This window comes from Enterobacter sp. UNJFSC 003, from assembly GCF_036903355.1.
Taxonomy (GTDB): Bacteria; Pseudomonadota; Gammaproteobacteria; order Enterobacterales; family Enterobacteriaceae; genus Enterobacter.
In genome coordinates, this window is sequence record NZ_JBAKHK010000013.1 from 72129 (window position 1) to 92367 (window position 20239).

Annotated in this window: 25 protein-coding genes; 21 read left to right on the forward strand and 4 right to left on the reverse strand. The window is 54.7% G+C overall.

Features of this window, described 5'->3' with window-relative positions:
- Nucleotide 1: 1 nt before the first annotated feature.
- Entirely contained in the window at nucleotides 2–274 is a 273-nt protein-coding gene (gene flgM / locus V5P19_RS20360; RefSeq protein ID WP_334406914.1) for a flagellar biosynthesis anti-sigma factor FlgM, read from the reverse strand.
- Between the two features lie 132 nt (nucleotides 275–406).
- Nucleotides 407–1192, reverse strand: a complete 786-nt coding sequence (gene flgA, locus V5P19_RS20365) for a flagellar basal body P-ring formation chaperone FlgA (protein ID WP_334406916.1) — start codon at nucleotides 1190–1192, stop codon at nucleotides 407–409.
- Nucleotides 1193–1279: 87 nt separating this feature from the next.
- On the opposite strand from flgA, the gene flgB reads away from it, so the two are divergent.
- Genes flgB through V5P19_RS20425 form a run of 12 tightly spaced genes read left to right on the forward strand, consistent with a single transcriptional unit; the run spans nucleotide 1280 to nucleotide 11025 of the window.
- Nucleotides 1280–1630: a flagellar basal body rod protein FlgB gene (gene flgB / locus V5P19_RS20370; protein WP_194515436.1), complete on the forward strand. Its 351-nt coding sequence runs from the start codon at nucleotides 1280–1282 to the stop codon at nucleotides 1628–1630.
- Between the two features lie 19 nt (nucleotides 1631–1649).
- Nucleotides 1650–2075 (forward strand): flagellar basal body rod protein FlgC, encoded by a 426-nt coding sequence (flgC, locus tag V5P19_RS20375; protein WP_334406920.1) that lies wholly within the window; start codon nucleotides 1650–1652, stop codon nucleotides 2073–2075.
- A gap of 3 nt (nucleotides 2076–2078) precedes the next feature.
- Complete coding sequence (flgD, locus tag V5P19_RS20380) at nucleotides 2079–2771, forward strand: flagellar hook assembly protein FlgD (protein ID WP_334406922.1); 693 nt, start codon at nucleotides 2079–2081, stop codon at nucleotides 2769–2771.
- Nucleotides 2772–2783: 12 nt separating this feature from the next.
- A complete protein-coding gene (gene flgE, locus V5P19_RS20385; protein WP_334406924.1) occupies nucleotides 2784–3971 on the forward strand; it encodes a flagellar hook protein FlgE in 1188 nt (395 codons plus the stop codon).
- On the forward strand, nucleotides 3971–4702 hold the full coding sequence (locus V5P19_RS20390; RefSeq protein WP_334406926.1) for a flagellar basal body rod protein FlgF: 732 nt from the start codon (nucleotides 3971–3973) through the stop codon (nucleotides 4700–4702). Before flgE ends, V5P19_RS20390 begins: the two co-directional genes overlap by 1 nt.
- A 17-nt stretch (nucleotides 4703–4719) precedes the next feature.
- A complete protein-coding gene (gene flgG, locus V5P19_RS20395) occupies nucleotides 4720–5505 on the forward strand; it encodes a flagellar basal-body rod protein FlgG (protein WP_334406928.1) in 786 nt (261 codons plus the stop codon).
- 24 nt (nucleotides 5506–5529) lie between these two features.
- Nucleotides 5530–6195 carry a flagellar basal body L-ring protein FlgH gene (gene flgH / locus V5P19_RS20400; protein WP_334406929.1) on the forward strand — a complete coding sequence of 222 codons (666 nt, stop codon included), beginning with the start codon at nucleotides 5530–5532 and terminating at the stop codon, nucleotides 6193–6195.
- A gap of 11 nt (nucleotides 6196–6206) precedes the next feature.
- Nucleotides 6207–7298: a flagellar basal body P-ring protein FlgI gene (locus V5P19_RS20405; RefSeq protein WP_334406931.1), complete on the forward strand. Its 1092-nt coding sequence runs from the start codon at nucleotides 6207–6209 to the stop codon at nucleotides 7296–7298.
- Nucleotides 7299–7307: 9 nt separating this feature from the next.
- Complete coding sequence (locus V5P19_RS20410) at nucleotides 7308–7700, forward strand: rod-binding protein (protein ID WP_334406932.1); 393 nt, start codon at nucleotides 7308–7310, stop codon at nucleotides 7698–7700.
- Nucleotides 7701–7703: 3 nt separating this feature from the next.
- Nucleotides 7704–9074, forward strand: a complete 1371-nt coding sequence (gene flgK, locus V5P19_RS20415) for a flagellar hook-associated protein FlgK (RefSeq protein ID WP_334406934.1) — start codon at nucleotides 7704–7706, stop codon at nucleotides 9072–9074.
- A 21-nt stretch (nucleotides 9075–9095) separates the two neighbouring features.
- Nucleotides 9096–10016, forward strand: a complete 921-nt coding sequence (gene flgL / locus V5P19_RS20420; RefSeq protein WP_334406936.1) for a flagellar hook-associated protein FlgL — start codon at nucleotides 9096–9098, stop codon at nucleotides 10014–10016.
- A 4-nt stretch (nucleotides 10017–10020) separates the two neighbouring features.
- Nucleotides 10021–11025, forward strand: coding sequence for a hypothetical protein (locus V5P19_RS20425; RefSeq protein ID WP_334406938.1), 1005 nt, complete (start codon nucleotides 10021–10023; stop codon nucleotides 11023–11025).
- A gap of 37 nt (nucleotides 11026–11062) precedes the next feature.
- On the opposite strand, the gene V5P19_RS20430 is transcribed toward V5P19_RS20425, so the two are convergent.
- Nucleotides 11063–11527 (reverse strand): hypothetical protein, encoded by a 465-nt coding sequence (locus tag V5P19_RS20430; RefSeq protein WP_334406940.1) that lies wholly within the window; start codon nucleotides 11525–11527, stop codon nucleotides 11063–11065.
- On the reverse strand, nucleotides 11505–12455 hold the full coding sequence (locus V5P19_RS20435; protein ID WP_334406942.1) for a transcriptional regulator: 951 nt from the start codon (nucleotides 12453–12455) through the stop codon (nucleotides 11505–11507). The genes V5P19_RS20430 and V5P19_RS20435 overlap by 23 nt, the downstream gene beginning before the upstream one ends.
- 689 nt (nucleotides 12456–13144) lie before the next feature.
- Between V5P19_RS20435 and V5P19_RS20440 the strand changes: the two genes are divergently transcribed.
- The 9 genes from V5P19_RS20440 (at nucleotide 13145) to lafU (ending at nucleotide 20237) form a co-directional block, all read left to right on the forward strand.
- On the forward strand, nucleotides 13145–13993 hold the full coding sequence (locus tag V5P19_RS20440) for a flagellin (RefSeq protein WP_334406944.1): 849 nt from the start codon (nucleotides 13145–13147) through the stop codon (nucleotides 13991–13993).
- A 198-nt stretch (nucleotides 13994–14191) separates the two neighbouring features.
- The gene (gene fliD / locus V5P19_RS20445; RefSeq protein WP_334406946.1) at nucleotides 14192–15496 is read left to right on the forward strand and encodes a flagellar filament capping protein FliD; all 1305 of its coding nucleotides are present in this window, start codon (nucleotides 14192–14194) and stop codon (nucleotides 15494–15496) included.
- Nucleotides 15497–15512: 16 nt separating this feature from the next.
- Nucleotides 15513–15908 carry a flagellar export chaperone FliS gene (gene fliS / locus V5P19_RS20450; protein WP_334406948.1) on the forward strand — a complete coding sequence of 132 codons (396 nt, stop codon included), beginning with the start codon at nucleotides 15513–15515 and terminating at the stop codon, nucleotides 15906–15908.
- Nucleotides 15901–16209 carry a hypothetical protein gene (locus tag V5P19_RS20455; protein ID WP_334406950.1) on the forward strand — a complete coding sequence of 103 codons (309 nt, stop codon included), beginning with the start codon at nucleotides 15901–15903 and terminating at the stop codon, nucleotides 16207–16209. The genes fliS and V5P19_RS20455 overlap by 8 nt, the downstream gene beginning before the upstream one ends.
- Nucleotides 16206–17261, forward strand: coding sequence for a flagellar hook-length control protein FliK (locus V5P19_RS20460; RefSeq protein WP_334406952.1), 1056 nt, complete (start codon nucleotides 16206–16208; stop codon nucleotides 17259–17261). Before V5P19_RS20455 ends, V5P19_RS20460 begins: the two co-directional genes overlap by 4 nt.
- Nucleotides 17262–17272: 11 nt before the next feature.
- A complete protein-coding gene (locus V5P19_RS20465; RefSeq protein WP_334406954.1) occupies nucleotides 17273–17740 on the forward strand; it encodes a flagellar basal body-associated FliL family protein in 468 nt (155 codons plus the stop codon).
- Nucleotides 17741–17762: 22 nt separating this feature from the next.
- Nucleotides 17763–18455, forward strand: a complete 693-nt coding sequence (locus tag V5P19_RS20470) for a FliA/WhiG family RNA polymerase sigma factor (protein WP_334406986.1) — start codon at nucleotides 17763–17765, stop codon at nucleotides 18453–18455.
- Between the two features lie 7 nt (nucleotides 18456–18462).
- Nucleotides 18463–19326, forward strand: a complete 864-nt coding sequence (gene motA, locus V5P19_RS20475; protein WP_334406956.1) for a flagellar motor stator protein MotA — start codon at nucleotides 18463–18465, stop codon at nucleotides 19324–19326.
- Complete coding sequence (lafU, locus tag V5P19_RS20480) at nucleotides 19326–20237, forward strand: putative lateral flagellar export/assembly protein LafU (protein WP_334406958.1); 912 nt, start codon at nucleotides 19326–19328, stop codon at nucleotides 20235–20237. Before motA ends, lafU begins: the two co-directional genes overlap by 1 nt.
- Nucleotides 20238–20239: the final 2 nt, after the last annotated feature.

The window sequence follows — 20239 nt, forward strand, 5'->3', positions numbered from 1 at the left end:
GTTACCTCTGATAATATTTCTCAATCGCGATGGCCAGCGAGTCGACATCAACGCTGATTTTGCCGTTCGCAATCGCTTCTTTCATACTGGCAACGCGCGCCATATCAACCTCTGGCAACGCTGCCAGCTGGGTCTGGGCATCGCCAAGAACGGGGTCGATGGCTGCGGTTCGTGTGGTTTTCATCTCTTCAGTGCCTGCGGTGCGCGTCGGGGTCGTGGAGCTGGCCTGATTGACTGCGCTTGTCATTGCGTACTGGGTAGAGGTCACTTTCATCGCGGTACTCCATCTTCGGAATTTTTATTGGTCGTTTTCGCCTGGGGATGTCAAACGGAAAAAAGCTTTCCTGGCGCCTTGTCAGGATAAAGCGACGCATCAGCGCAAAAACTTAAACAGGGCGTCATTTTTTTATCGACCGGATGTAAAGCCGGTTCTGACGATGCCCATATCCACCACCATGGCGGTGACTTCACGCTCGCTGCTTTCATTTTTCACTTTAATCATCTCGCCTTTTCGCCCCTTTTTACTGGCGATCCCCATCGTGCGGGCTTCGACGCCATCCTGGATGGCGACCATCATCACCCGCTGGCCGCGCTCCACCATTACCGGTGAATCAAGCTGGCTCTGACTTATGGGTTGCAGCTCTCGGACCCGGCGCTTCAGGGTCAAGCCCACCGCGTCGTCCGGGCGAGTGAGGTAGCCGCTACGCAGGTTGCTGATATTGAATTTTCGGCGTGTGAGATCGGAAGCGGAAAGCACATGGCCGCGCTCCAGCGTCTCTTTTGCCATCAATACCTTGAGATAAATATCCGGCTTAACCGTCACCGCTACTTCCCAGCCGTTTCCGGCCTCGCAGCGCACCTCAAAACGCAGTCGGCGTAAATCAAGATGTTCACCGCCCGGCATGCTCAGGCTCAGCGGCGCGGGACATGGGGCGTACTGCGAAATCTCAGAAGGAATAAACAGGTTCAGTTTTGCCTGGTAGTCCTCCCAGCGATGTCGTTCCGCTTCCTGTCGGATGGCGTCAGCAGCCTGCTGCTGAACGCGGACATAAACCTGTTTGCGCGCGGTAGAAGGCTCTGGCTGGGCGTGTGCCGGTAGAGCAAGCACAGCGATGAATATCGCTGAAACCTTCAGGCGGAAAAGCCCTTTCCTTTTCAGGATGGGTTTTGATGAAAATCTTATTAAATTCATGGTGTTGTAAACCTGGCACGATAGTTGCTTTGAATGCTGTAGCAACACGGACTATCGCAGGTGTCCATCATCAGAAAGGAGTGAGTGGTGAGTATTACTTTTGATAAGGCATTGGGCGTTCATCCGCAGGCTGTAGCACTTCGACTTTCCAGGGCGGAACTGCTTTCAGCAAATCTGGCTAACGTCGATACCCCCAATTTCCAGGCTAAAGATATTGATTTTGCCGCGGAGATGCAACGTTCGCAGCGGGATTTCTTTCCCGGGTCTACGCCGCAGGAGATGTATCGCGTGCCTTACCAACCCTCCTCGGACGGCAACACCGTTGCGCTGGATGTGGAGCAGGCTGAGTTCTCAAAAAACGTGCAGGACTACCAGATGAGCCTGGCGTTTTTGAATATGAAATTCACCGGGCTGAAAAAAGCAATTGAAGGTAAGTAATTGAATCAGGTGATTAAAAATGGCATTTAGCGATATTTACCGCGTCTCGGGTTCGGCAATGACGGCGCAAACTGTCCGGCTGAATACCATCGCCAGTAACCTCGCCAACGCCGAAACCCCGGCGGTGGATGAGGGAAATGTGTACAAAGCACGCCGCCCGGTTTTTGCCGCCGTTTATCAAAACGACTCGCTGATGAGCGACAAAGCGCTGACCGGCGCGCGCGTACAGGTGCTGGATGTGGTCTCGTCGGGCAATGCAGTGCAGCGCTATGAACCCCATCACCCAATGGCAAATGCGGACGGTTACGTCTGGTATCCGGACGTCAACGTGGTGGAAGAGATGGCAGACATGATGTCAGCGTCGCGTAACTTCGAAACCAACGTCGACGTTCTTAACAATGTAAAAAGCATGCAGCAGAGCCTGCTGCGTCTTGGCGAGGCGTAATTGATGAGCGTGCAGGGAGTATCCACTCAATCCGGTAACACCACCTACGACAGCGGTGTGACGGCGAATGACAACACCGCGGCGGGCATGAACAACCTGTTTATGCAGCTGCTGGTGGCGCAGATCCAAAACCAGGATCCCTTAAATCCAACAGACGGTACGGAGTATGTCGGCCAGCTCGCACAGCTGACCCAGGTGCAGTCCATGGAGACGATGTCGAAGCTGATGGCGAATAACGCGGTGTTGATGGACAACCTCCAGACCCTTTCAACAGGCAATCTGGTGGGGCAAAAAGTGATGGTTCAGACCGACACGGTTGAAACGGATGGCAGCACCAACATTGATGGCCGCCTGACGCTGGAGCACGCCGCCAACACCGTGACCGTGATTGTGAAAGATGAAAGCGGCAACGAAACCAAAATCGAGCTGGGCAAGCAGGAAAAAGGGACGGTGGATTTCACTATTGACCCTGAGAAGCTGGGCTTGAAAGAGGGGAAATACACTCTGTCCGTGGTAACGGACACCGAGGAAACCACGGTACCGGTTGAGGTCGGCGGGGTGGTGAATAACGTGCGCATTCCGCTCGACGGCAGCCCGACGGTGCTGAATATCACCGGCGTTGGTGAAGTGGCTTACAACAATATTACGCAATTTGGGCAGTCGAGTGACAAAAACCCAAAAGGATTAATGAGTTAATCAGGAATAACTATGAGCTTTGATATTGCAATCTCGGGCTTGAATGCCATTAACCAACAGCTGGGGGCGATCTCCAACAACATCGCCAACTCTGGCACCGTAGGCTTTAAGTCAGGTCGCGCGGAATTTGCCTCGCTGTATGCGGAAGGTCAGCCATTGGGCGTCGGCGTGACCGGTGTTGCCCAGAGCATTTCCAAAAGCGGAAGCATTTTTTCCTCTGCCAGCAGCCTCGATCTGGCGATCAATGGCGATGGTTTTTTCGTGATGCGCGACAGTGCGGGCACCACGGCGTATTCCCGTGCGGGCTATATGCAGACCGACAGCCTCGGCAATCTGATCAACAACCAGGGCATGTACCTGCAAGGGTATCCTGTTGACGCTAACGGTACGATCCAGACCGGTACGGTAGGCAATCTGACCATCAGCAGCGGCTCGATTCCCGCAAAAGCCACCAGCACGCTCGACTTCACGGCTAACCTCAACGCTAACGAAAAGCTGCCGGAAACCACCACCTTTGATCCGACCGACGAAACCTCTTATAACCACACCTACGCCACCCAGGTGTACGACTCGCTGGGGCGTGAACATACCCTCAAGCAGTACTTCGTCAAAACCAGCGATAACGAATGGGAAGTGCACTACTACATGGATGACCAGGATATGGGCACCACGCAGAAGATGACCTTCACCGAGCAGGGCGTGCTGGAAACACCGAACGGTGCGGTCAACATTACGGCGGACATTCCGGGAGCAGAAGGTATCGAGCTGGCGCTCAGCTACAACGGCACCACGCAGTTTGGCTCTGATTTCTCCGTCAGCAAAAACAACGGGAATGGCTATGCTTCCGGCGAACGTACCGGGCAAACCATTGATAAAGATGGCAGCGTCTACGCCACCTTCTCGAACGGTGAGCGTCTGCTGCAGGGACAGGTGATCCTGGCGACCTTCTCAAACCCGAACGGTTTGTCGTCGCAAAATGGTACGACCTGGACGCAAACCGCCAGCTCCGGGGCGCCGCTGACCGGCACGCCGGGTACTGGTCTGCTGGGCGCGCTGACCTCCAACACGCTGGAAGGATCGAACGTCGATTTGACGGCGGAACTGGTTGGTCTGATGACCGCCCAGCGTAACTACCAGGCCAACACCAAGGTGATCAGCACCAACGACAGCATGATGACGGCGCTGTTCCAGGCGGTGTAATGGACCATTTAATTTATACCGCGGTCAGCGGCGCCACCCGCAGCCTTACGCAGCAGCAGATCCACGCCAATAACCTGGCGAACGTGAACACGCAGGGGTTCCGCCACGATCTGGAAAGCGCAATATCGCAGCAGATCCCGGGGGAGGGTTACGCCTCCCGTTTTCTGGTGCAGCAGCAGCAGGGCGGTGTGGACTTAACGCCGGGCGCAACGCGTGATACCGGACGTGAGCTGGATGTGGCGATCAAAGGCAGCGGTTTGATCGCGCTGGTGAGCGGCAACCGTGAGGTTTACACCCGTAACGGGCAGATCCAGGTCGGGCCGGAAGGCGATCTGACCATCGACGGTTTACCGGTGTCCGGCGATAACGGCCCGATTGTGCTACCGCCGTTTTCGTCCATCAGCATTGCCGACGACGGGGTGATTTCCATCGTGCCGGACGACGGCAATGTGGCTGCACCAATGGACGTCGATCGGATCAAGCTGGTGGATATCCCCGCCGCGCAGCTGAGCAAGAACAGTGCCGGTTTTATGATCACCAACGTTAACGTCAACCCGCGCACGGAAGAGGTCGAGCTGGTTTCAGGTCATCTTGAAAGCTCCAACGTTTCGGCCATCAACGAGATGGTGTCGAGCATTGCGCTTAACCGCCAGTTTGAGGCGCAGATCAAAATGATGAAGGCTGCCGAAGACCTGGCCACGGCGGGTAATCGCCTGCTGCGTAATACCTGATTGAGTAAGGAATAACGATGAATCCCGCTTTATGGATCAGTAAAACCGGCCTTGCCGCGCAAGACGCGAAGATGAGCGCCATTTCTAACAACCTGGCCAACGTCAATACCACCGGGTTTAAGCGCGATCGCGTGATGTTTGCCGATCTGTTTTATCAGAATCAGCGCACGCCAGGCGGTCAGTTGGATCAGAACAACATCTCGCCGACCGGCATTCAGTTTGGGACCGGGGTCAAAATCGTCGGCACCCAGAAAGAGTTCTCCACCGGCAATATTCAGAACACCGGGCAGAAGCTGGATGTGGCGATTACTGGTCAGGGCTTTTTCCAGGTGGAAACCAGCGATGGCGATATTGCTTATACCCGCGCAGGTAATTTCCAGAAGAACCCAGATGGCCTGTTGACCAACGCTCAGGGGCTACCGCTGATACCACAAATCGAGCTGCCGGATAACGTGAAGGATATCCAGATCGGCAAAGATGGCACCGTCACCGCGACGGTGGCGGGCGAAACTGAGCCGGTCGAGCTGGGGCAGATCACGCTGGTGAACTTTGTGAATCCGGCCGGGCTTGAAGCCATTGGCGGTAACCTGTACCGCGAAACGGCAGCCAGTGGTGAAGCGGTGGAAGGCGTCGCGGGGGAAGATGCTTTCGGTCAACTTGAGCAAGGGTCGCTTGAGGGTTCCAACGTTCAGGTGGTTGAAGAGATGGTCGATATGATCACCGTCCAACGCGCCTATGAAATGAACGCCAAAATGGTGTCTGCCGCTGACGACATGATGAAGTTTGTCACGCAGTCGATGTAATGCGTGAAGTGAAGTGAATAAAAAATGAAAAAGCAGTGTGTTATCGGCTTTTTTGTACTTCTGCTGGCCGGGTGTGAAAGCCCGGCGCTGCTGGTACATAAAGACGACGCGGCCTATGCGCCACCGGAAGATTTTGCCATGCCGCCTGCGCAGGTTCAGGGCGGGGGTCTCTACAACGCCAATTACAACTGGTCTCTTACGCAAGATCGCCGCGCCTATCGCGTGGGCGACATTCTCACCGTGAAGCTGGATGAGTCTACCCAGGCCAGCAAACAGGCGCGGACCAATTTCGGCAAGAAAAACGATGTTTCCATCGGTATCCCCGAGGCGTTTGGCCATTCGGTCGACAAACTTGCCGGTTCGATAGACGGCAATCGTAATTTCAATGGTAATGCCACCTCACAGCAGCAAAACAGCCTGCGCGGTGCCATCACCGTTGCGGTCTATAAAGTGCTGCCTAACGGCGTGCTGGCGGTGCGCGGTGAAAAATGGCTGACCCTCAACCAGGGCGATGAGTACATGCGCGTGACCGGGCTGGTCCGGGCAGAGGACATTGAGCGTGACAACTCGGTCTCGTCCCAGCGAATTGCCAACGCGCGTATCTCTTACGCGGGTCGCGGTGCGCTGAGCGACGCCAACTCCGCCGGATGGCTGACCCGCTTCTTTAACCATCCTCTGTTCCCGATTTAATGGAGTCTGCCATGCAAAAAGCCATGCTATTTCTGCTGCTGATGTGGACCACCTGCGCGACCGCGGAGCGTCTGGGTAACGTTGTCGATATCCAGGGCGTAAGGGGTAACCAGCTGGTGGGCTACAGCCTGGTGGTGGGTCTTGACGGGACGGGCGATAAGAATCAGGTGAAATTCACCAGCCAGTCGGTGACCAATATGCTGCGCCAGTTTGGCGTTCAGCTGCCGACAAAAATCGATCCCAAAGTGAAAAACGTCGCTGCCGTGGCGATCAGCGCGACGCTGCCGCCGGGGTACGCGCGCGGTCAGGCCATTGACGTCACCGTCTCGTCTATTGGCGATGCCAAAAGCCTGCGCGGCGGAACCTTACTGCTGACGCAGCTGCGTGGGGCGGATGGCGAAGTCTATGCCCTGGCGCAGGGAAACGTGGTGGTGGGCGGTGTTAAAGCGGAAGGTAACAGCGGTTCCAGCGTCACCATTAATACGCCAACCGTAGGACGTGTGCCCAATGGCGGGTCTGTTGAACGTGAAATCCCGTCTGATTTTCAGCAGAACAGTCAGGTGATTTTGAACCTCAAGCGCCCCAGCTTTAAAACGGCAAACAGCGTCGCCGTTGCCCTGAACAGCGCGTTTGGTTCGGGAACCGCCACCGCGCAAAGCGCCACCAATGTGGTGGTCAACGCCCCGCAGTCTGCGGGTGAGCGCGTGGCGTTTATGTCGATGCTGGAAGATGTACAGATCAGCGCGGGCAAACAGCCGCCACGCGTGGTCTTTAATGCGCGAACCGGCACGGTGGTGATTGGTGATGGCGTTGTCGTGCGCGCGGCGGCGGTGTCCCACGGAAACCTCACCGTCACCATTCGTGAGTCATCTAACGTCAGCCAACCGGGTGCATTCAGCCAGGGGCAAACGGTGGTTACGCCAGAGAGCGACGTGTCGGTCGATCGCGGTCGTGGGCAGATGGTGACGGTTGCCGCCGGTACCAGCTTGCGCAGCATCGTTAATACGCTCAACAGCCTCGGCGCATCGCCGGATGACACCATGGCCATTTTGCAGGCCCTGCACGAGGCGGGTGCGCTGGATGCTGAGCTGGTGGTGATCTAAGGAGTCGCGATGTTAAACGCTATTACCCCGCACGTTACCACCCTGCCCGGCGACATGACCGGGCAGGTCAAACCGCAAAATCTGGAGCAGGCCGCCGAGCAGTTTGAAGCCCTGTTCTTGCGGTCGCTGATGAAAGAGATGCGTAAAGCGTCGCAGGCGCTGGTGGACGACAATCCGTTCGACAGCAAGCAGCAGCGCATGATGCAAGAATTCTACGACGACAAGCTCACCTCTCAACTGGCGTCGCAGCGCAGCACCGGTATTGCACAAATGATCGTGGCCCAGCTTGGCCCTCAGGAGAGTGCACCGCTTAAGAACGCGCAGCGTTCGGTCGCTTTACAAGAACATCCTCAGCAATTAACGCCCCCCGTCATACCGGTGATGCACCGTGGGCAGGAGTAACCGATGAACATGATCAACATCGCCTGGAGTGGCCTGCAGGCGGCCCAGTTTGGAATGAGCGTGACCTCCATGAACATTTCGAATGTCCTGACGCCAGGCTACAGCCGTCAGGGAATTATTCAGAGTTCGGTGGTCACGATGGGCCAGGGCGGGATGTCTGCCGGCGCTGGCGTTCAGGTCGACAGCATTCGTCGTGTATCCGATCAATACCTGACGAATCAGGTCTGGCAGAGCAACAGCAAAGCCAATTACTACGGCATCAATAATCAATACCTCGGTTCGCTGGAAAAAGTGATCGGCACGGATTCAACCAGCCTCGGGACAGGGCTGGATGATTTCTTTTCGGCGCTGAGCGCCATGACCGAAAAGCCGGAAAGCGAGGCGAACCGTCAGCAGCTGCTGAATCAGGCCGATTCGCTGGCGACGCGGTTCAACAACATGAACGACTTCATCACTAGTCAGAAAAGCGCGATCACCAGCCAGCGCGACACTATGGTTGGGCAAATCAACAGCCTGACCACGGGTATTGCTGATTACAATAAAAAAATCATGGAGATGGACTCCACGGGGGGCAACAGTAACGTGCTTCGCGACCAGCGTGATGAGCTGGTGAAGCAGCTGAGCACCTACGCCGACGTCAAGGTGACGGAGGACAGCAGCGGCAGCTTCTCTGTTTCAATGAAAAACGGTCAGCCGCTGGTGAGCGGCAAAGTGGCCGGCGAGCTTAGCAGCAGCCTGGACAGCAGCGGTAATCCGGTGCTGAGCCTGAGCTTTTCCAATACAACGTTCTCATTAAATCCCTCAACGGGCGGGCAGCTGGGCGCGCTCTACGACTATGAAACGGGCGATTTGGCGCAGATGCAGGCCTCCGTGCAGGGAATGGCAGAAGCCGTCGCCACGCTGTTTAACGATCAGCTGGCACAGGGGTTTGATAAGAACGGTAACCCGGGCAAGCCCCTGTTTACCTTCGATCTGACGAATCCTACGGGGATCTTGCAGGTCAACGACCTCAAGCCGGACGAACTCGCGCTCTCAGGCTCTCCCGATGAGCAGGGCAACGGCGACAACCTGAAGCTGCTGATTGAGCTGAAAAATAAAAAGGTCGATATCGGCGGCATGGGCAACATGAGCCTCAACGAAGGGGCGGCGGCAATCATCTCCAACGTAGGTATTGCCAGCAAAAAATCCCAGAGCGAGCTGGAAGCCGCGCAGGGGGTATACGACCAGGCTCAGCTTCAGCGCAATAACCTCAGCGCGGTAAACCAGGATGAAGAGGCGATTAACCTGCAGGTTTACATGCAGGCATACCAGTCAAACGTCAAGGTGATCGCCACCGGCAACCAGATTTTCAACGACCTGTTAGGCCTGTTTTAACCGGCGTTAAGGAACACACTTATGCGAATCAGCAGTCTTTATAATTCCGATGCCATGATGGCGCAGCTTGGCGTGAACGGCACGCGCATCAGCAAGCTGATGGAGCAGATGGCCACCCAGAAGCGAATCAACGTCCCGTCTGACGATCCGGTTGCGGCAACGCGTCTGGTGCAGTTGAACCGCGAACAATCCGCCATCAAGCAATACCAAAGCAATATCACCGGGCTGAGCGGCGCGCTTTCCGGTCAGGAAGCGCATGTAACGGCGATGAGCAATCAGCTGCTGGCCCTGAACGACAAACTGCTGTCTGCGGCAAACGGCGGTTCGCTGAGCAATGAAGATATGGCCAGCTACGGGGCCGAGCTATCATCGATGCTCGATTCGCTGGTTGCTTCGCTGAATGCCCAGAACGAGAGCGGCGGCTATCTCTTCTCGGGGACCAAAACCGACACCAAGCCTGTTGTCTGGGACGAAGCACAGGGAAAATATGTCTTTCAGGGCAACAACGGCACGCGTGAAACCACGGTAGCAAACGGTGTCAATGTGACCGAAAATACGAACGTCGTTGGGGCATTTTCCGGCAGCGGTGACGATCTGGAGATGCTGAACAAGCTGAAGGCGCTGAGCGATAAAATGCAGGACCCGGCGCTTTCGATGAATGATTATCAGGGCGATATTGACGAGATGCTGACGCTTTCTGGTCAGTCCCGCGATAAAGTTGCAGGCCTGCTGACCGATTTGGGGGGGCGCCAGAATCGCCTGACGATGCTGGGTGATGCCCATACGGATGTCAGCATGGCGAACGATCAGGTTGTTCGCGACCTGTCCGATACGGACTGGGCGACGACCAGTATTAACCTGCAGCTGTACACCAACTCGGTGCAAATCACCAACAAGGCGTACAGCATGATCAGCCAGCTTTCGCTCTTCAGCATGTTGTAATCGTATGCAAGTCGGTTTAAAAGCGTCATCGCTAACCACGACGCCCTCCCCGGTCAAAACCACGCCGGGGGCGGCTTCGCCCATCATCCGCACGGAGCGGGTGGACACAGCTCGTCGCGGCACCCCGGCATTTCCGGAATCGGCGCTGCTCTCTCGACGTCCGTTGCGTTACAACGTTCAATTGAACCAGCAGCTGACGGCGGTGCAGAAAGCCGAGAATTTTCTGTCAGAAACAGAAAACCAGCTTCTGGTATTGCGTCATCAGGCCATGCGCGGCAACGGTGAAGAACAGACCGCTACGGTGAAAAGCCTGCTGCAACAGCGCAGCAGGCTGTCTGGCGGCACGGTCGACCGTAACTTCAACGTGACGCTACAGCAAAAGAGTAAGGTGAGTTTTTCGCTGCCGGGCATGGAAAAGCTGCTCGAACAGGCGCCGGGCGAAACCCTGGTATTTGCGCTTGGCGGCAGCAAGCGGGAGCTGACGGCCGTCGCGATACCGGCACAATCCACCCCGCGGCAGGCGCTGGTACATCTTAACGTAGGGTTGGGGCGTCTGGGCATTCACGCATCGATAGGCGGTGACGGAAGCGCCGTTTTTCAGGTTGATGAATCCCGCTGGGCGCGTGTCAGCCAGCATTTAAGCGTGCGTGGAGAAGGGCAGCAGTTTCCGTCCGAGGCTTTTACGCTGCTCGCGCCGCGCGCGCTGGACAGCCGCGAGGATGATATCCGCCAGATCGGCAGCCAGTGGGATCGCGGGGCAAGCGGTAAACTTCAGCAGACGCTGGAACAAATCACCCGTGAACGTGGGAAATTGCATCAGCACCAGGAGCGGGTCTCTGCACGTATTCAGGATATGGCAACGACCTACGGTTCACGTGACGCGCTTGAAACCGCGCGCGCGCTCGGGGACGTGCTGGCAAACAGCGGTAAGCAGTACGGCGTGCTTTCGCAGGCCCTTGCGGCGCAAGGGAATATTTCGCTGTCGACGGTAAAAAACCTGCTGGAATGACGTTTTGCCCGCGTTATCAGCGCGGGCGAGACGCGCGTTATTTGCGCAGCGGATAGAGAAAAATGGCGCCGCTTTGTCCGACTACCAGCGATTTTTGGCCCACGTAAACCGGCTGCATCCAGAAGTCGACATGCATCAGCATATCCACCAGACCGTCGATCATCAGCCCTTTTTGCGCGGTGCTGTAGTAGATCGGCGTATAGGAGTAAAAGCGTTTGCCGTTTTGCTCGTTAATCTCCGAAAATTTTCCTTTAAGCACAAACCGGTTATCGTTCGGGTTGGTGATTGTCGTCAAAATGACGTCATTCGCGCTCTTCATGTGCGAGTCGTAAATCTCTTTCCGCCTGGACATCAGATCGTAAAAGCCCAGCTGGAGAAAGCCTTCTACGTTAGCCTGCGCTGAGACCTTGGGCGTAAGCAGGCGAACACCCGTAAACGTGGCAGCAGCGATAAGCAGGTATGACAGCAGCCATTTCCAGTTAAGAACAGACGTCCATCTCATTGATTTTCCTCCTCGTCTCTCGCAGCAGCAGGTTGTTTAATTGTGTCGGGTCAATTCGCCAGTGATAGATCGCCATAACCAGCTGTTTGCTGTCGCATCGGCTTTGCAGCGCAAACGTATAGTTAAGCGTCTGGTCGACGCTCTGGTAGTAGACCGTCATGGTGACGGACTGGGATTTTATCTGCTGATTGATGACATACAGCGTATCTTTGATTTTGCTGTAAAAGTCCTCTTTGTTCATCGCCAGGCGGCTTGCTTCCGAGATTTCATAGATGCGTATATTGCTGTAAACCCCCGCTTCCTGCTCGGTCGCAATCAGCCGGGCGCCTTTCGAATTCGCGTAATGCCACCCTGCTGCCGCGCTGCCCAGGACCAGGACAATCAGAGCCAGAAACGCCGCCAGTCGCTGATGAAAACGCCCGCCAGCCTTTAGCGGAGGCGATGGTATCTCTTCTCGCTGAGCGTCAGAATCGGACTCGGGCTCCGGGTCGGGTTGACCGGTCGGTGCCAGTTCCGCAGGAAGCGTCTCGTCTTCAGGCTCCTCATCCGTGACGGGTGCGGCGGGGCGAACGGCTTTATCGATTTCGTCGCTTTCCTGCTCAACCGAACGGCACCAGGCGTGCTCCAGTAAATACCCCTTTTTAGGGATCGTTTTTATAATTTTTTGTGTTTTACCGTCGTCTTCCAACGCGGTTCGCAATGCATGTATCGCATTGGGAAGACTATTATTTCCTATCACCCTGCGTTCCCAGACGAGCGTGGTCAATTCCTCACGGGTCAGTATTTTACCCGCGTTCGTTGCCAGCACATCGAGCAGCTTTAATTGATACTCACCGAGTCGTTTACGTTCACCAGAAATCAGGCTGACGATCGAGCCTGAGGGTAAATCAATTAACCAGTTATTTACCGCGTAATACGTTTTATTCATGGCAAGTGATGGTGGCTTTCCACTCCTGAAGAATTTGATTTTCCCGGGATCGAGCATTTATCACGCCAAATGCTTAATGTAAATTAATGATTAAATCCGTTTAAAATTCATTGTGAATTGCCGCTTGCCTGCGGAAAGGGTGCAAAGAAAAGGTTAAGTCAGGGGATGAAACACGAAAACCTGCTGAGTGCAGCGGAAGTATTACCCGGCTGATTAGGCCTTTTCTTAGGCGTGCTTAGGAAGTTTCGCTTCCGAGGCACATTTTTACGCGATAAAAGTGTGATGCGCAACCAATTATTAATCGAATAATTTGCCAGCATATTAATGGGCCTGATTAAACGTTAACTGGCATGGTGTATTGATCTTTTTGTTACTGCCCAATGCTGTCATGTAAATAAAATGTTTTTTGGCATAAGCGTGAGAATGCGTTTCTTTCACGAGTAAAAGAAAAACGTAAGAAAATGTAATGTGCGCTTAAGTCTCGCGTTGGGTGTGTCGCTTTATATCCCTTCTTTTTTTATTGTTATTTCAGCTGCCGCTTTGTTTATTGCCAAATACGCCATTAACCCTGCCGGGTAAAAAAATAGATTTTTTTTCATCTGCGATTTAATTCTCCATTGAGGTGTGTCGTTTTACTTGAGTACCAGAGAGAAGAACCTGACAGACAGGTTCAAAAGGAGAATTCTAAAATGGCACTTTCTATTTTTACTAACGCATCTTCAATGGCTTCCGTTAACGCCCTGAATAAATCTAATAGCATGCTGTCTACTGCAATGGAGCGTCTGGGTACGGGTAAACGCATTAACTCTGCAGCGGATGATGCTGCTGGCCTGCAGATTGCAACCCGCCTGCAGGGGCAGACCAACGGTATGGCCGTGGCGCAGCGCAACATCTCTGACGCGACTGCACTGCTGCAGACCGCGGAAGGCGCGTTCGATGAAGTGAGCAACATCATGTACCGCATGAAAGACCTCGCCACACAGGCCGCGAACGACACGAACGGCCCGGAAGATCGTCAGGCGCTGCAGTCTGAAATGGACGAGCTGAACAGCGAACTGAACAACATCATGGGTAACACCAAATATGCGGGTGAGAGCCTGTTCGCAAGCGGCGGTAAGTTTACTCAGGCGATGAACTTCCAGATCGGTGCATCTGAAGGTGAAAGCCTGACCGTTAACGTGAGTGCGGATCTGACCGCAGTAAAAGGCGCAAGCGGCCTGGGTGCCCTGACTGCATCAGGCGGTATCACGACCGTGTCTGGCGCACAGAGCATGATCACCAACATCGAAGGCGCAATTTCCCAGGTGGGTACCCTGCGTTCCAAGCTCGGTGCGAACATCAACCGTCTGGGCCACACCGCGGCTAACCTGGCGAACATGAAAGACAATACCGACCTGGCGCTGGGCAACATCCGTGATGCGGACTTTGCCTCTGAGGCCTCCAGCATGGCCCGTAACCAGATGCTGGCGCAAACCAGTATGTCGATGCTGAAACAGTCCAACAGCATGTCCGGTATGGTGATGTCCCTGCTGGGCTAATCAACAATATCGTTAAAAAAAACACCGCTGTAAGGCGGTGTTTTTGTATCCGGCGCTTCCCTTCCGGATATTTCCTCGCTGGGGAAGATCACTTTCCCCTAAAGATATAACTTATTGAAAATTAATCAGTTAAAAACTGGCACGATGTTTGCTTAATACAGTTATGGTTTAGCAACAGGTGTGAATGGAGAAAACAACATGGCAGATTTCAGCAGCATTGATCCTTCGACGCTTGCCAAACAGCTGGCGACGTACGACATCGCATCGTTGCAAAACCAGATCACGAACAAAACCTCAACGATGAATGCGCAGAAAAAGGCGCTTGATGCGTTAAAAACTGCGCTGACCGACTTCCGCACGGCAATGAGTGGGTTGAATAAAACCGGCGAGGGGATGCTGAAAAACGCCGTCAGCATGAACCGCGAAGGTATCGCCAACGTAACCGCAGGCTCTGGTGCCCTGAAAGGGACCTACAACATCGAAGTGGATGCGCTGGCGTCTGCCCACCAGATCGGCTTCGACAAAATGAGCGACCAGTCCATTAAAGACGCCTCCGGCACGATGGATATCACGCTCGGAGAGGGGTCTGCGGCCAAAACCATTACCGTTGATCTGACGGACATGGAGAGCCTGAGCGATCTGACAAAAGCCATTAACGGTCATGAAGATAATCCGGGCGTCACCGCCTCGCTCATTCGTACCGATGGCGAAGTCACCCTGATGCTGAGCAGCGATGAGAGTGGCGCCAAAAACAAGATTGCGGTGACCAGCCCAACGGGACTGGATTTGTCGCAGCCGAAAGAGATTTCTAAAGCCGCCGATTCTGTCATCAGAATGGGGGAGATGACCTTTACCAACAGCTCGAACACGCTGGATAAGCTGATCGATGGCGTCACCATTGAGCTGACCTCGGTGACCGAGAAAGACAAGCCGCTGACCCTTTCCGTGAGCACCGACAGCACCGGGACAAAAGAGCAGCTCCAGACGTTCGTTGATGCATACAACACGCTTCAGGACACCCTGACCAAGCTGACGAAAAGCGGAAACGGGGATGATGAAACCCGCGGTGCGTTTGCCGGTGACTCCACCATGTCGTCGCTCGACCGTGAGTTGAACGACGTTATGCGTCAGGTTTTTGGCGATAAACGAATGTCTGATTTTGGCATTACCGCCGATCGCGAAGGCAAGCTGCAGATCGACAGCAAAAAACTCGATGAGGCCATCAAGGCGGACCCGCAAAAGCTGAACGATCTGTTTAACGGTAAAGAGGGCATGCTGACGGCGATGGATAAGTCACTCGATCGGTATCTCAACTCCACCACGGGCTTACTGAAAGGCCGTCAGGAGGTGTTGGATCGTCAGCAGAAGGATATTGATACCAAAACGGAGGCCATGAACGCCCGCTTTGACTCTTCTCAGGCGCGTTATCTGAAGCAGTTTACCCAGCTGCAAAAAGCGATGGCGCAGATGAACAACACCATGGGCATGTTTGGTTTAGCGTAAGGAAATTATCGCGTTTATGTACGGGAATGAACCGCAGGGCTACGGCAACTATCAACAATCCGATCTGGCTATCCAGGCCGCCGCCGCCAATCCGCACCAGCTGGTGTTGATGTTGTTTAACGGCCTGATGGACGAACTGGTGCGCGCAAAAAGTCATATTGCCGCGCGTCGTTACGATCGCAAGGTGCAGAGCATTAATAAATGTATCGACATTCTGAACGCGTTGACCAGCTCGCTGAACTTTGAAAAGGGCGGGGAACTGGCGCTGAGTCTGGCGAATCTTTACGACTACTGCGTTTATCGTCTCTACGATGCCAGCCACAAGCTCTCCGTCACCAGCGTGGAAGAGGTCGAGGCGATCCTCCGCAATCTGCAGGACGGCTGGGAAAAAATGGGGCAGCAGAATGGATGATATTCAGGTTATGCGTTTTCTGGCGCGTTCCCTGGAGCATGCGGCCAGTCAACACGACTGGCCGAAAATGCAAGACGTGGATGCTCAGATTGCTGCGCTGCTGTCCTCGTTGAAAGAGCAGCCGCTGAACCCAGAAAAACGTGAAGCGTTGGCGGCGCTGCAGCAGGCGCATTTAGCGGTAAGCCGCTACTGCCAGCTGCAACATGATGACCTGGAAAAGCAGATCGCGCGCATGCGGCGTAATCGGGAAGGGGCCACGGCCTACGCGCAGTTCTCCGCGACAGAGGATATGGGCCTATGAACCTGATGCTTTCTCAGCTGACGCAACTCCCTGTGGCTGCCGAGCAGACCGAGACATCTGCCCCCCTCCCCGCGGCGAACTCTCCAGACGAGACGCCAGCGGAGATCGACGTGTCAGCGCAGACTCCGCCGGCGTTCAATGATGCTCTGCTTAACATCATCAACTCGCTGATGGGCGGCGAGCAGCAGCGCGACACGGCCATGGTGTTGGCGGATGTGCAAGCCACGGACGATGACGCCCGGGAAGAGAATCAGACCCACGTCAGCCCGCGCGTTGAGGATCTGATTGGTTCTCCACAGCAGCTGTTGGACGCGCTGCTGATGGCGAGCCAGATGCCGGTGAAAACGCTCAATGCCACGACAACCCGCATGCCGCTGACGGGCGATGCCCTAAAGATGCAGAACATGACGCTTGGACAACCGGCAAAAGCGCCGGTGCTTATCGGGCAGCCGCAGCCAACGCTGGCCGCTGTAACCCCTGAGCCAGCAGCGGCAGACGCGGTAAAGCCAGCCGCGACGGATACCGCTAAGCCGCTGATGACGTTAGTGCCGACACCCGGGCAACCGGCTGTTACGCAGACGTTCACCAGCATGATGGATAAACAGACGGTCAATTTGCCGCCTGTCAAGATGGACGCCGACGAGGCGAAGTGGGCGCAGCAGCTTCATAGCGCGCTCAACGATCGCCTGCAGCTACAGGTCAGAAATCAGGTTCAGCATGCCACTATCCGCCTTGATCCGCCGGAGATGGGAAAAGTGGATATCTCCCTGCAGATCGAAAATGGACGCATGCAGGTGCATATCAGCGCCAGTAACGGCGAAACCTATCGCGCGCTTCAGCAAATAAGCGCTGAGCTGCGCCAGAGCCTGACGGAACAGAATACCGTTCAGGTGAATGTGCACGTCTCTTCGCAGTCCGGGCAATCGCATCAGGGACGCGGACAGCAGCATACGTCTGCACCGCAAGAGAGCCCTGTCGCGGGAGCCGTCATTGTTGAAGATGACGCGCGTGCGGCAGTCAATAAAGACGATTCAGTACTACTTACGGTGTAAACAGACCCACTATGACCATTAAGACATTTTCATTAGGGCTGGTGATTGCACTTATCGCCGCCATTTTTGCTGCCATTTTTACCATTCTTGGCACCCACTTGCTGAGCCAGGACGAGAGCAAGCACTCCATTATCTCCAGTCTGTTCTCTTCTTCTGAAGAGAGCACGGTGGAGTTCGTGGAGATCAAGAACGTTGTTATCACGCTGAAAAGCCACAGTGAGTCAGAACGATACCTGCTTCTGGAGCTGGCATTGACGACGCATTCATCAGCAGATGCTCGCCGTGCGGAAGAGCTATCGCCTGCTATTCGCGGAGCGACGGTCAATTTGCTTTCTTCCCTGGATTACGACGCGGTGCGCGGAATGAATGTGGAACTGCTGCGCGACAAGCTCATGCAAGCATACACCGAACGCTTCATGAGCCTCAAAACGCGGATGCCGTTTAAAGACGTCATCATCAGCAAAATGGTTTTCCAGTAATCCACGGCTATTGACGGAAATGATGGATTTTATTGCTGATGACGCGCTGACCCCTGCGGATGAAGCGCGCTACGTTAACGCCTATTTACCGCTGGTGCATCGGGTGGTGAAACAGCTTGCCTGGCAGACAAGCAGCGTGATGGATAAAGAGGACATGGAGCAAATTGCTTTGATGGGGCTTTTGACATCGCTGCGGCGTTACGGCCATCCCGATGAGCAGTTTGGTGCCTATGCGGCACAGCGCATTCGTGGCGCCGTGCTCGACGAACTGCGTGAGCTTGACTGGCGTCCACGCCGTTTGCGCCAGAAAAGCCACAAAATCAATGATGCCATTCGGGAAATGACCCGCGTGCTTGGCAGAACGCCGAGCTTTGACGATCTGCGTGAGCCTCTTTCCATTACCGCAGAGGAGTACCACGAGTATCTCCTGCTGGACTGTGCCAAAACGCTGGAAAGCCTGGATGATTTATTGGGTGAAGATGCCCTGAACGGCACGCTGAATACACGTTCGCTGGAAGATCAAATGGTCACCAGCGGTACGTTACGGGCTGCGCTGGCAAGCCTTGATGAGCGGGAGCAGTTAATTCTCACCCTCTATTACCAGCAGGAAATGAGCTTAAAGGAGATTGCGTTAGTCCTCGATCTTACCGAGGCGCGCGTCTGTCAGCTCAACAAAAAGATCGCTCATAAGATCCAGTGTTTTTTCATGAAGTGAAAGGTATATGCAAAAGTTGCTCGGTATTTTCATTATTTTCGCCTGTGTGGTAGGCGGTTTTCTTATGTCTGGCGGGCGTCTGGCTTCATTCTGGCAGCCCGGCGAAATTATTATTATTCTCGGGGCGGGTATGGGGGCGATGGTACTCGCGAACCCCAAGCCGGTTCTGGCAGAAATGTACCGTCAGTTTCGCGGCATTATGCGTAAAAATGAATACACCGATGAGTATCAGCGTCAGCTGCTGATGCTGTTGTTTGAACTGCTCGAACTCGTTCAGGACGGTGGCCTGAAGGTGCTGGATGAGCACATTGAAGTGCCAGAGAGTAGTCCACTCTTCCAGAAGTACCCGCTCATTTTGCAGAACAAAGCGATCATCACCTTTATTGCGGATAACTTCCGCCTGATGGCGATGGGCAAAATTAACGAGCACGAGCTGGAAGGGATCCTGGAGCAGGAGCTGGTGGCTATGGAAGAGAACCTCCTTCAGCCGTCCCGATCGCTACAGCGTACGGCGGAGGCGATGCCGGGCTTTGGGATCTGTGCGGCGGTACTCGGTATCATCATTACCATGCAGTCCATCGACGGATCGATTGCCGTGATTGGCGTGAAAGTTGCCGCTGCGCTGGTGGGAACGTTCCTCGGCGTCTTCTTCTGTTACTGCCTGATGGACCCGGTGGCGAATGCGATGGAACAGCGCACCAAAAAGCTGATGGCGGTTATCGAATGTGTCCGTACCGTACTGGTTAACCATGTCGCCGGTAAACCGACGCTGCTGGCCGTAGACGCCGGGCGCAAAATGCTGCCGCTGGATTCGAAGCCAACCTTTGCGACGCTCGATGGCTGGGTTAACCAGATGACGGGTGGATCCTGATGCGGGGCAGTCGCGGAAAAGAACACACCACGATCATCAAACGCTCCTCACGCAAAAGTCACGATACGTTTCATGGGGGCGCGTGGAAAGTGGCATTTGCTGACTTCACGCTGGCGATGATGGCGCTGTTTATGGTGTTGTGGATCATGGGCTCCGTCACCGAAGAAGAACGCAAAGAGATTGTCTCCCAGCTCAACGGGCAGTCAATTTTTGACGGGAATTCGCTGTCACCGATTACCCAACCGCACGGGGCAGGCGGCAAGGTTGCCGTCACGGAAAAACGCGATCCGGGCAAACAACCTCAGAAAACGGCGTCGGCTTCGGCGATGGCTAAAAGTGAAAGCCTGGATGACGTGACGTCACGATCGCAGAACGAAATCGAAGATCTTGCCCGCATCATCATGAAGATCACCTCAGCCTATGATGCCCAGTCAAACCTGAAAATTGAGATTGTGCCGCAAGGGTTGCGCATTTTGATCACTGACGATCGGAAACGTGAAATGTTCCAGCGCAGCAGTGCAATCCTGACTCCCTTCTTCAAAAGGCTATTAACCGAGTTCGCTCCCGAGCTGAATAAGATCGACAACAAGATCATCATTACTGGCCACACGGATGCGACGCGTTTTCGCGATCAGGATCTGTATAACAACTGGAACCTGTCGGGGGAGCGTGCCATGCAGGCCCGCAAGGTGTTAACCCGCGCCGGGCTGGACCAGAACAAAGTGCTGCAAGTCAGCGGAATGGCCGACCAGATGCTGATCGATCCCGATAACCCGCTTAGCTCATCGAATCGACGCATCGAGATCATGGTTCTCACCCAGTCAGCCAGCGAGTCGCTGTATCAATTCTTTGGTCAGCACGGTGAAAAGGTCATTAAGCCGATCGTCGACAGACTCTCGCAGCAGCAGTAAAC